Source organism: Salinicoccus sp. RF5, assembly GCF_020786625.1.
In the GTDB taxonomy this organism is placed as follows: Bacteria; Bacillota; Bacilli; order Staphylococcales; family Salinicoccaceae; genus Salinicoccus.
Genome location: NZ_JAJGRC010000001.1, coordinates 176,692 through 187,980, shown reverse-complemented (window position 1 = coordinate 187,980; position 11,289 = coordinate 176,692). Strand labels below are relative to the sequence as shown.

The following is an 11,289-nucleotide window of genomic DNA, read 5'->3' as shown; positions in this document are numbered from 1 at the left end:
AAAACCCTCTATTTCCCTTTTTGGACCCACTCTCTGAACTTCTCCCGGCAGAGAGTGTTGACCACTTTATTTTTTTCTATCAGACCCTTCTGCAGGGTCGCCACTCCGTAATCCATGAAATCCAGATGGCTGGAATGGTGTGCATCCGTATTCACCGTCAACATGAGCCCCGAATTCCTGATGACATCCGATGATAGGTCGAGGCGCCTTGGGTTGGCATTCACTTCAAGCACTGTTCCCGTATCCTTCGCCATCTGTACAAGCCTTTCCGTATCGACCGCATAGCCTTCCCGCCTGCCGATCAGCCTGCCCGTCGGATGGGCGATGTGCCTGACATGGGGGTTCTCACATGCCATCTGCAGACGGTGCATGATCTCCTCCTCCGTCTGCTGGAAGCTCGAGTGGATTGCAGCGATGACATAATCGAGTTCCTCAAGCATATCATCCTGGAAGTCGAGTGTGCCATCTTTGAGGATGTCCATTTCCGTACCTGTATAGATGTCTATTTCCGGGTACTCCGGCCTGAGAGACTTTATCTCTTCGATCTGTCGGCGCAGCCGCACTTCGTCGAGGCCGTTTGCGACACGGAGGCTTTTGGAATGGTCGGTGATGACCATGTATTCATAGCCTTTGGCGATGCAGGCCTCCACCATCTCACGGACGGAATAGGCCCCATCACTGTAGACCGTGTGCATATGCAGGTCCCCCCGGATGTCCTCCAGTGTGACGATGCCGGATACATCAACTTCCGTCTCCTCCCCCGTCTCCCGCATTGCCGGCGGAATATAGGGAAGGTCGAAGTGGCTGAAGAAATCCGTTTCGGAATCGAATGTGAGTACCCCGCCATCCTTCTCCACACCATATTCACTGATCTTCTCGCCCCGGGCTTTGGCGATCTGCCGCATTTTCACGTTATGATCCTTGGAACCGGTGAAATGATGAAGGGTCGTCGCATAGGCTTCAGGCGCCACAAAACGTATATCGACACCGATCTGATCCAGATCATGTTCGATTACGACGGAGAGTTTCCGTTCCCCCTTCGCCACAACCTCCTTCACGAAGGGCAGACCGATGAACGATTCCGCCACGCCGGCTGCATCCTTGGTCTCCGCGATGAAGTCGAGATCTCTGCTCGTTTCCTTGAAACGTCTGGCGCTGCCTGCATTATCATAGCGGCTGATGCCTTCCATATCCTCGAAAGACGCTTCGACGAGCCGCCTGAACTGCTGCACCTTTTCGATCGGATACCGTTCCGGACGTGTGAGCAGCTCATCGATGGCTTTGGAAATGTTCTCCTCCGTCTTCTTGCCGAAGCCACTCAGTTCACTCACCCTGCCCGCTTCACATTCCGCCTTAAGGGCTTCAAGCGATGTGACCCCGAGCTCCTTATGAAGTTTCGCAATCTTTTTGGGGCCGAGCGTCGGCAGTTTGAGCATCTGGATGAGCGGTGCCGGAACCGACTCCCTCAATTCGCCGAGTACGGATGACTCCCTCTTCTCGACATACTCTGTGATGACTTCGTTCACGCCTTTGCCGATGCCCTTGATTTCGGAGAAGTCATCGATCTCTGCAAGCGACCTCGGATCCCTCTCGATTGCTCCAGCCGCTTTCCGGTAGGCGGAGACCTTGAACGGGTTCTCCAGGGAGAGCTCCATGTATGTGGCTATCGTTTCAAGCAGGTTGATTATATCTTTTTTAGTCATAATGTCCTCCAAAAAAAGAGCCATATCGCTATGACTCAGTTTGTAACCATTCTATGAATTTATCGGAAATGATGAAAGTGTTCTCCATGAGGAACTGTGCAAACCCTGAATTCTCCATCATCGTCTGCACACCTTCGAGCGGTATTACGGCTGCCATCATCAGAAGGACAACCAGTATATATATCATCTCTATGATGCCGAGTATCGTGCCAAGGACATCACCGATGGTGCCGAACGCGTTGATCTGCTGCAGGTAGTCGAATGCGCTGACGATCAGCTGTATCACAATCTTCGCCACCACGAATATCATGAAGAACGCGACCATCCTGTAGAAGGCGAGTTCTGCATTATCCACTTCAGGGAGCAGCGGATTCGTAAGTGTCTCTGCAGTTGATGGATAGGGCATCACCATATCGAAGCGAGAGGCGAGTTTTTCGTAGTTCATGGCAGCAATGATGATGGCCGAAATCGTACCGATCAGATGAAGGGACTGCAGAATGACGCCCCTCCGGTAGCCGATGACCATCCCAATGACAAGCAGTATCAGTAGAAGTAGTGTCATGACATCAATTACCCTGCTGGTCCATTTCTTTCAATAATGCCTCATGCTTTTCAACCAGCTTCACATATTCATCCATGACATTCACTGCCGTAAGCACTGCTTTCCTGGTGGTATCAAGCCCTGCACTCTTCATACCGATCTCCTTTATCTTTTCATCGACGAGTCTGGCCACATAACGGATGTGTTCCGGATCATCTTCGCCGACCAGCGTATACTGCTGATCATTTATTTCGACAGCAATGCGGTTTCTATATTCTGCCATCTGACATTGCCTCCCCATCAAAAGTTTCAGCTCTTTATGTTATCATTAATTTATTATACTTATCCACCAGTGGTTATACAAGTATATGCATACGAAAAAACATAAAGGAACGGGTAAATATGAACTATGATCAACTGAATACTATAGGTAGTGATGAGGCTGGTGTCGGCGACTACTTCGGGCCGATGACGGTATGTGCGGCCCACGTCCCCGCGGAAAAAGTGGCCCTCCTGAAGGAACTTGGGGTGAAGGACTCCAAAAACCTCTCGAACAGGACGGTCGATAAACTGGCCCGTGACATCATCCATATCGTCCCCTACTCACTCGTCATACTCGACAATCCATCCTATAATGAAAAGATCGATGCGGGATGGAACATTGTTAAGCTGAAGGCGGTCCTGCACGACCACTGCATCCGCAATGTATATGAAAAGCTTGATGACGGGGCGCAGCAGGATGTCCAGGCAATCGTCATCGACCAGTTCACGACGGAGAATGCCTACAGGAAATATGTCCCCGATCCGTTCAGGCCGGAACTGATCCATCATGAGACGAAGGCCGAGTCGAAATCGATCGCCGTCGCCTGTGCCAGCATACTTGCACGGAGCAAATATCTGGAGCAGATGGAAAATCTGAACCGCAATCTGAAAACCACGGTGCCGCGGGGCGCCAGCGGAAAGACGGATGCATTTGCAGCAAAGATCGCAGACCGTCATGGCATGGACTACCTCGATAATATGACGAAGAAGCATTTCAAGTCGAGACAGAAGGTGATGGACCTGCTCAGGAAGAAAGGCTCCATGTAGATCCGATACATTTGAGAATCAATGGCTTTTCCTTTATTATGGGAATAATCAATCAGTTAAAGGAGTCTTTAAAATGCCGAAAATGAATGTCGAAAGCTTCAACCTCGACCATACGAAAGTCGATGCGCCCTACATCCGCCTCGCCGGAAAGAGTGAAGGTGAGCATGGGGACGTCATCTACAAATACGACATAAGGTTCTGCCAGCCGAACAAGGAGCATATGGAAATGCCGGGGCTGCATTCACTCGAGCACCTGATGGCAGAAAACATCAGGAACCATCATGACAAGGTCGTCGATCTGAGCCCGATGGGCTGCCAGACCGGCTTCTACCTTGCCGTGCTGAACGATGATGACTTCGACCATATCCGGGAAGTGGTGGAAAAGACACTCGATGATGTGCTCGAAGCAGATGAAGTCCCTGCATGCAATGAAGTGCAGTGCGGCTGGGCAGCGAGCCACAGCCTGGAAGGCGCCAAGGAGATTGCCCGGAATATGCTCGCCAAAAAAGACGGCTGGGATGTCGTATTCGCCAAATAGAACAGACATGAAAAGGACGATCACATCTTTATGTGATCGTCCTTTTTTCTATCTGATCTGTGCACCGCTCTCTTCAAGTGCTTCCAGAACAGGTGTATGCAGTTTTTCTATTTCCTCGTCCGTCAGTGTATTCTCCTTATTCAGGTAGGTGAGGCGGAGTGCCACGGACTTCCTGCCCGCTTCCATATTTTCACCTTCATAGACATCGAACACATAGACATCGACAAGATATTTCCGCGCCGCCGCCTCAATAGTCCGGACAAGTGTATCCGCCGCGACGGATGCGTCGACGACCAGGGCGATGTCACGTGTGATGGATGGATATCTGGACAGCTGTTCATAGACGACGTTGCCCTGTTTGACGGCAAGCAGACGATCCAGATTCACTTCGAAGACCGCTGTCCGCTCAAGATCGTTCTCCCTTGCATATTTGGGGTGCAGTTCACCGATGAAGCCGATCGTTTCATTGTCCAGCAGGACATCCGCCGACCTGCCCGGATGCAGTTCATCGAACCTTGCGACCTGCTCATAGCGGACATTGCCTTCAAGGCCCAGTTTTTCAAGGATGCTCTCCACGATGCCTTTGGCTGCATAGAAATCTGCAGGGACTTTCGTTCCGAGCCAGTCCGTCCGGTTCATATCCCCTGTCAGGATTCCGGCCAGCATCTCCTCTTCATCCGGGAGCACCGTCGTGCCGTTGGAAACGAAGATCTTGCCGATCTCATAGAGCTGGACATTCTTCTGCTGACGGTTCTTGTTGTAGACGACGTTGTCCACCAGATGAGGGATCATGCTCTTCCTGAGCACCGCGTGGTCCTCGCTCATCGGCATGAGAAGTTCAAGCGCATCTTCCGGGCCGCTGAACTGGGCTGCCTTCTCCCGGCTCGTCAGTGCATAGTTGATCGACTGCGACAGCCCCAGTGATTCGAGCTGGTGGCGGATGATGCGGACCTTAGTCTGTTCATCCGTCAGTCTGCCGGGTGTGATCTTCGTGTACTCAGGCAGGGAGGACGGCAGGGCGTCGTAGCCGTAGATGCGTGCCACCTCTTCGGTGATGTCCTCTTTGATCTTCAGGTCATCCCTCCGGGATGGAATGGATACTTCGAGCCCTTCCCCCTTCGCTGTTGCCTTCAGACCGAGCTTCGACAGGCTTTCCTGGATCTCCTCAGTCGTGAGGCTCATGCCGAGATGGGCGTTGATGAACTGCTCTGAGATATCTATCGTCGTATCTTCAAGTTCAAGTGCCCCGTCGGAGATGACAGGCGTCGAGACGGTGCCGCCTGCATACTGCTCAAGCAGCAGTGCTGCACGGTCCAGCGCCTTGAGCACGAATTCGTGGGAGACACCTTTTTCAAACCGTGTGGAAGCTTCGCTCCGCAAGTTCAGACGGCTGCTCGTCCTGCGTATGGAGACAGGGTTGAATACGGCGGATTCGATTACGACATTCGTCGTTTCATCCGTCACTTCCGAGAACGCTCCGCCCATCACGCCAGCGAGCGCGATCGGTTCCGTACCGTTGGTGATGACGATGTCCTGGCTTTCAAGATGCCGTTCCTTCCCGTCGAGTGTCGTCATCTTTTCGTCTTCTTCGGCATAGCGCGTCACAATCTGGTCCGATCCGATATGGTCGCGGTCGAACATGTGGAGGGGCTGTCCGAATTCAAGCAGTACATAGTTCGAGATGTCGACGACGTTGTTGATCGGACGGATGCCGGCCTTGATCAGGCGCAGCTGCATCCATGCCGGTGCCGGTGCGATCTTCACGTTCTCGACGACACGTGCACCATAGTACGGTACAGCGGCCGCATCCTCATTCCTGATTTCGAGCGTGCCGTCTTCAACCGTATTCTTTTCAGTCACTTCATGTTCAGGCAGAACCACTTCGCCGCCGAACAGTGCGCGCACCTCATAGGCCGCCCCCGCCATGCTGAGGGCATCCTTCCGGTTTGGCGTCAGGTCGAATTCCATGACCTGGTCATCGAGCAGCAGAGCTTCGAGCGCATTGCTGCCGGCCGTCTTCTCTTCCGGGAACATGAAGATGCCGTTCTGGTACTCCTGGGGGACATAGTCTTCCGGAATGCCCAGTTCCTCGAGGGAGCAGATCATGCCTTCCGAAACTTCCCCACGGAGCTTCGCCCGTTTGATCTTGATGCCGCCCGGCAGGCGTCCGCCCACTTTGCAGACGACCACGTAGGAATCCGCCTCGACATTCGGGGCACCGCAGATGATCTGGTTTGTTTCCCCGCCCGTATCGACCTGGCATATCTTCAGCCGGTCCGCTTCCGGATGCTGTTCGACGCGCTCTACGTAACCGACGACGAGATGCTTCACCTCGGCCGTGTAGTCGATGACATCATCGACCTCGATGCCCCCGCGCGTAATCTTTTCGGCCAATTCATCGATCGGCACATCTATCTGGATCCATTCATTCAACCACTCTTTAGATACTTTCATTTGTCGCACCACCATCTTCTGTCGCTTTGAACTGATTGATAAACCTTAAGTCATTCGTGTAGAAATGCCTGATGTCCTCGATGCCGTACTTCAGCATCGCAATCCTGTCCGGCCCCATGCCGAATGCGAACCCGGAATATTCATCCGGATCGAAACCGGCCATCTCCAGCACGTTCGGATGGACCATGCCCGCGCCGAGGATCTCTATCCATCCGGTGCCCTTGCAGACGTTGCAGCCTGCCCCTTTGCATTTGAAGCAGGAGATGTCCACTTCCACACTCGGTTCCGTGAACGGGAAGTAGCTCGGGCGCAGCCTGATTTCGCGTTCTGCACCGAATATCTCCTTGGCGAAGAGCTCGAGCGTACCCTTCAGGTCACTCATACGGATGTTCCGATCCACGACCAGCCCTTCGATCTGGGTGAACTGGTGGCTGTGGGTCGCATCATCGCTGTCCCGCCTGTAGACTTTGCCCGGACAGATGATCTTGACCGGTCCCCGGCCTTTCCGCGACTCCATCGTCCGAGCCTGTACCGGCGAGGTGTGTGTCCGCAGCAGCGTCTCCTCCGAGATGTAGAACGTATCCTGCATATCACGTGCAGGGTGGGATTTCGGCAGATTGAGCGCCTCGAAGTTATAGTAGTCGGTCTCCACTTCATAGCCTTCCGCTATTTCATAGCCGAGGCCGAGGAAGAAGTCTTCGATGTCCTCGATCGTCCGGCTGAGCGGATGCGGGCTTCCGAGACTGAATGTCCGGCCCGGGAGTGTGACATCGATCGTCTCCTCCCGAAGCTTCTCTTCAAGTGCCGCTTCTTCCAGCACTTCGCCCCGGCGCTCGATCGCTTCCGTAATATGTGTGCGGACTTCATTCACCTTCGCACCGTATTCCGGGCGCTCCTCGTTGGAAAGGTTCTTCATTTCCTTCATGAGGCCAGTGACCTTGCCCTTCTTGCCAAGGTATTCCACCTTCAACTGCTGTAGTGCATTCAGATTATCGACGTCCGATATCGCGTCATCGAACGACTGCCTGACTTCCAAGATTCCTGCTGTATCCATCGTTTCCACTCCTCCAATATAAATAAAAAAACTCCATCCTTGTATCAAAGGACGGAGTTTCCGCGGTACCACCTGATTTTCTGCATAACAAATACAGACGCTTCTGGAAAGATAAGGGATTATCCCACTGCTCCATCTGCCAGGTGAACCCTGGTCCCATCCGTGCACAGCATTCCAGTCCATGTGCTGCACTCCCTGTCTCGGATTCCTGGACCATTTATGTCCGGCTTCATCTGAAGCTTGATATTCATCTATAGCATTATTATAAATCAAAGTTATTAAAAATCAAGCTTTGAAATGGTGCATGATGATGCCGCCGGCAATCGCGACGTTCAGACTTTCGCTCTGGCCGGGCATTTCTATCTTCATCCGCACATCCACATTGGAGAGCACTTCCTCCGAAACGCCCCGGCCCTCATTGCCGAGGACGATCATGAGCGGTCCCTCAGGAAGTTCCAGCTGTTCCAGTGAAGACGCGCCTTCAAGCGAAGTCCCGAGCACCGTTCCGTCGAATTCACGGACAGACTGCACGGCATCCGCCACAGCAATTTCAATGTGGAAGGTACTGCCCTGTGCGCTCCGGAGCACTTTATCACTGAAGGCGTCGACGGTATCCTGCGACAGGATGACCCGCTCGAAGCCGAAGGCATCTGCGGTACGCAGAAGCGTCCCCAGATTACCGGGGTCCTGGATGCCGTCAAGCAGCAGGACACGGCGGCCCTCTGACGACGGCTTCCTGTAGGAGACCGCAGCCATGATGCCGGGAGGCGTCTCGAGTGAAGAAAGGAGCTTCATCACGCCCGGGGCGACAGTGATCACTTCCATGTCAGCTGCGGCGTAGGGGCTGTAGTCATAGTCTTCGAGCGCAATGAGTGTCTGCACTTTTTGACCGTGATTGAGTGCTTCTTCTACCAGATGCGCACCTTCGATCAGGAAGAGGTCCTGCTTTCTGCGGTACTTCTTCTGTTGAAGCTTCTTCAGATCCTTGATGCGCCTGTTGTCCTTTGACGCAATATGTTTCGGTGCTACCAAATGATCTCTTCCACCTTGCTGTCATCGAGTGATCTGACGATTTCAGTGACGAGACGCACCGCATTATTGTAGTCATTGCGGTTCAATATGGAAACGTTGGAGTGCATGTATCTGAGCGGCACCCCGATCGAGATGGAAGGTACCCCTTCGTTGGAGACGTGGAAGGCGCCTGAGTCGGTGCCGCCGCCTGTGATGGCAGACCACTGTACCGGAATATCCTTATCCTTGGCCAGCTGCTCGACATGCCTTCTGAAGCCGACATGTCCGATATTGGAGCCGTCAAGCAGAAGCACGAGCGGACCGTCCCCCATCTTGCCGGTGCCATCCTTTTCGCTCATGCCCGGCGTATCCCAGGAGATGCCGACATCCACTGCAATCGCAAGGTCCGGCTTCACTTTGTTCGCAGCGACCTTCGCACCGCGGAGACCGACTTCCTCCTGCACTGTCGCACCACTGACAACATTGATGTTCACATCTTCATCCTTCAGTGATTCGAGCACTTCGATCGCGACACCACAGCCGAACCTGTTGTCCCATGCCTTCGCCAGCAGATAATCCTTGTTGGCCATTTCTGTGAAGTCACAATGCGGCGTAATCATGTCGCCAACTTTCACACCCGCTTCTTCCGCCTCCTCTTTCGAAGCGACACCGATGTCGATGAACATGTCCTTCATATCCACAGGCTTCTTGCGCGCTTCCTGGGAGAGCACGTGGGGCGGCTTGGAGCCGATGACACCCGTCAGTACACCTGATTCGGTCACGACGTTCATCCTCTGTGAAAGCATGACCTGGTTCCACCATCCGCCGATCGGCGTGAAGCGGATGAATCCCTCGTCATCAATCCTTGTGACCATAAAGCCGATCTCATCAAGGTGGCCGCCGATGAGCAGTGTGCGCGATCCTTCTTTGGCATTGCGCTTGCCGAAGATTCCGCCCAAGTTATCCTGTACGAGTTCATCACTCACGGGCTCGAGGTATCCCTGCATCACTTTCTTCACATCATACTCAAAACCGGAAATGCCATGGGCATCCGTAAGGCTTTTCATCATTTGAAGCTGCTTGTCCATAATCAATCTCCTTGTCTTTTATTAAGATAATTCCATTCTACCATAAACTATTTCAGTTTCCGTAATATAATCCATATTGATACACATATTTCAGATAAGTTGATATCATCAATATAGATAGAAATATAGAAACACTCTAGGAGGCGTTACCTTGATGAATATTACGATATCAAAAGTGGAAGAATCCGGTCAGGAAGTGCTGGTGAAGAGCAGCACTTATGAAGACGACAAGGCAGTGGGCCTCTATAACAGACTTACCGATGAATATGCCGATCAGACCCTCCCGTTCTTTGATGAAGGGGAAAAACTGATCCGGCTGGATATCGTCCCGGAACAGAAGCCGGACGATGAGAACAAGGAGCAGAAGGAATGTTATTTTGAATTCTCCGAGCCGCTGCTCGAGGAACTCTCCGGACATATCTAAAAAAGGAGCCACTCCTCTATGAGTGGCTCCTTTTTGATTCATGCTTATTTTTCCAGAGCATTTTTAGCCTGGCTGACGATTTCAGCAAATGCCTTTTCATCAGAAATGGCGATTTCTGAAAGCATTTTTCTGTTGATGTCGATGCCGGCAGTCTTCAGGCCGTTCATCAGACGACTGTAGCTCATGCCATTCTGGCGGGCTGCTGCATTGATACGCGCAATCCAAAGCTTGCGGAATTCGCGTTTTGTCTGACGGCGGTCACGGTATGCATACTGACCGGATTTGATAACCTGCTGTTTTGCTGTTCTATAGAGAGTGCGCTTCGCACCGAAATATCCTTTTGCCTGCTTCAATACTCTTTTACGTCTTTTACGGGACGTCAAACCATTCTTAACACGTGCCATGTGTGCTCCTCCTTAATCGTTCGATTATTTTACGTATGATAGTAGTTTTTTGATGCGCTTCTGGTCAGCTTTAGCCACTAGGGATGCTTTCCTCAGGTGACGTTTCTGTTTAGTGGATTTGTTGGCGAACAGGTGGGAAGTGAACGCGCTGTTGCGTTTGAATTTACCTGTTCCAGTACGCTTTACACGTTTGGCGTAACCTTTGTGAGTTTTCATTTTTGGCATGGGTCTAACCTCCGGATTATTATTTGTTTTCAGTGATTGGGGCAACCACGAGGAACATTGAACGACCTTCCATCTTCGGTCTCTGTTCAACTGTTGCAACTTCGGAAAGTTCGTCTGCGAACCGCTCCAATACTTTGCGTCCGATGTCCTTGTGCGTGATTGCACGGCCGCGGAATCGGATTGAAACCTTCACCTTGTCTTCTTTTGCCAGGAATTTCTTGGCATTTTTCAACTTGGTGTTGAAATCATGGTCTTCGATTGTCGGGGAAAGTCTGATTTCCTTGACGTTGACCACTTTCTGTTTTTTGCGTGCTTCCTTCTCTTTACGCTGCTGTTCGTATCTGTACTTGCCGTAGTCCATGATGCGTGCGACCGGCGGCTTTGCGTTTGGTGCAACGAGTACAAGATCAAGTTCTACACGGTCTGCCATTTCCTGTGCATCCTTTTTGGATTTGATTCCAAGCTGGGAACCATCCTGTCCAATAAGGCGCACTTCTTTGGCACGAATCCTGTCATTGATTAAAGTTTGGTCTTTTGCTATCTTTGACACCTCCATAAATTTTGAAGACGAACAAAAAGGGCGGGCACATTATGCGCCCGCCAACCAGCATTGAGATACATGCAGAAGTGCCTGGCACTCTGCATTCCATTCTCACTGTACAAACCCGGTCGCTGCCACATTGGACGCTTGCGGGTGAGAAGCGGGAGCTTCTTCTTGTCCGTTCTTATCAACTCTTAATATACTACACGTTTGTACC

The 11,289-nt window shown here is 52.0% G+C and carries 13 protein-coding genes; 3 read left to right on the top strand and 10 right to left on the bottom strand.

Annotation, left to right across the window (positions count from 1 at the left end; translation table 11 throughout):
* Positions 1 to 8: 8 nt before the first annotated feature.
* The 3 genes from polX to zapA are packed head-to-tail and all read right to left on the bottom strand — an operon-like array spanning position 9 to position 2,527.
* Positions 9 to 1,703: a DNA polymerase/3'-5' exonuclease PolX gene (gene polX / locus LLU09_RS01090; RefSeq protein ID WP_228310111.1), complete on the bottom strand. Its 1,695-nt coding sequence runs from the start codon at positions 1,701 to 1,703 to the stop codon at positions 9 to 11.
* A 28-nt stretch (positions 1,704 to 1,731) separates the two neighbouring features.
* A complete protein-coding gene (locus LLU09_RS01085) occupies positions 1,732 to 2,265 on the bottom strand; it encodes a CvpA family protein (RefSeq protein ID WP_228310110.1) in 534 nt (177 codons plus the stop codon).
* Between the two features lie 4 nt (positions 2,266 to 2,269).
* A complete protein-coding gene (gene zapA / locus LLU09_RS01080) occupies positions 2,270 to 2,527 on the bottom strand; it encodes a cell division protein ZapA (RefSeq protein WP_040106767.1) in 258 nt (85 codons plus the stop codon).
* Here zapA and rnhC point away from each other — a divergent pair.
* A complete protein-coding gene (gene rnhC / locus LLU09_RS01075; protein ID WP_370632467.1) occupies positions 2,518 to 3,333 on the top strand; it encodes a ribonuclease HIII in 816 nt (271 codons plus the stop codon). The two genes, zapA and rnhC, sit on opposite strands and share 10 nt — an antisense overlap.
* Positions 3,334 to 3,406: 73 nt before the next feature.
* Positions 3,407 to 3,871: an S-ribosylhomocysteine lyase gene (locus LLU09_RS01070; protein ID WP_040106765.1), complete on the top strand. Its 465-nt coding sequence runs from the start codon at positions 3,407 to 3,409 to the stop codon at positions 3,869 to 3,871.
* A 48-nt stretch (positions 3,872 to 3,919) separates the two neighbouring features.
* Here the strand turns inward: LLU09_RS01070 and pheT are convergent, their stop codons facing one another.
* The 4 genes from pheT to LLU09_RS01050 all read right to left on the bottom strand — a co-directional run bounded on the left by pheT (position 3,920) and on the right by LLU09_RS01050 (position 9,478).
* The gene (pheT, locus tag LLU09_RS01065; protein WP_228310109.1) at positions 3,920 to 6,325 is read right to left on the bottom strand and encodes a phenylalanine--tRNA ligase subunit beta; all 2,406 of its coding nucleotides are present in this window, start codon (positions 6,323 to 6,325) and stop codon (positions 3,920 to 3,922) included.
* Positions 6,312 to 7,379: a phenylalanine--tRNA ligase subunit alpha gene (pheS, locus tag LLU09_RS01060; protein ID WP_228310108.1), complete on the bottom strand. Its 1,068-nt coding sequence runs from the start codon at positions 7,377 to 7,379 to the stop codon at positions 6,312 to 6,314. Before pheS ends, pheT begins: the two co-directional genes overlap by 14 nt.
* A gap of 285 nt (positions 7,380 to 7,664) precedes the next feature.
* Positions 7,665 to 8,411 (bottom strand): TrmH family RNA methyltransferase, encoded by a 747-nt coding sequence (locus LLU09_RS01055; protein ID WP_228310107.1) that lies wholly within the window; start codon positions 8,409 to 8,411, stop codon positions 7,665 to 7,667.
* Positions 8,405 to 9,478, bottom strand: coding sequence for a M42 family metallopeptidase (locus LLU09_RS01050; RefSeq protein WP_228310106.1), 1,074 nt, complete (start codon positions 9,476 to 9,478; stop codon positions 8,405 to 8,407). Before LLU09_RS01050 ends, LLU09_RS01055 begins: the two co-directional genes overlap by 7 nt.
* Before the next feature lie 154 nt (positions 9,479 to 9,632).
* Here LLU09_RS01050 and LLU09_RS01045 point away from each other — a divergent pair, with 154 nt between their 5' ends.
* Positions 9,633 to 9,902, top strand: coding sequence for a hypothetical protein (locus tag LLU09_RS01045; RefSeq protein WP_228310105.1), 270 nt, complete (start codon positions 9,633 to 9,635; stop codon positions 9,900 to 9,902).
* Positions 9,903 to 9,946: 44 nt separating this feature from the next.
* On the opposite strand, the gene rplT is transcribed toward LLU09_RS01045, so the two are convergent.
* The 3 genes from rplT to infC are packed head-to-tail and all read right to left on the bottom strand — an operon-like array spanning position 9,947 to position 11,081.
* Complete coding sequence (rplT, locus tag LLU09_RS01040) at positions 9,947 to 10,306, bottom strand: 50S ribosomal protein L20 (protein WP_031544561.1); 360 nt, start codon at positions 10,304 to 10,306, stop codon at positions 9,947 to 9,949.
* 24 nt (positions 10,307 to 10,330) lie between these two features.
* On the bottom strand, positions 10,331 to 10,531 hold the full coding sequence (rpmI, locus tag LLU09_RS01035; protein ID WP_031544559.1) for a 50S ribosomal protein L35: 201 nt from the start codon (positions 10,529 to 10,531) through the stop codon (positions 10,331 to 10,333).
* Between the two features lie 19 nt (positions 10,532 to 10,550).
* A complete protein-coding gene (gene infC / locus LLU09_RS01030; protein WP_040106817.1) occupies positions 10,551 to 11,081 on the bottom strand; it encodes a translation initiation factor IF-3 in 531 nt (176 codons plus the stop codon).
* Positions 11,082 to 11,289 lie beyond the last annotated feature (208 nt).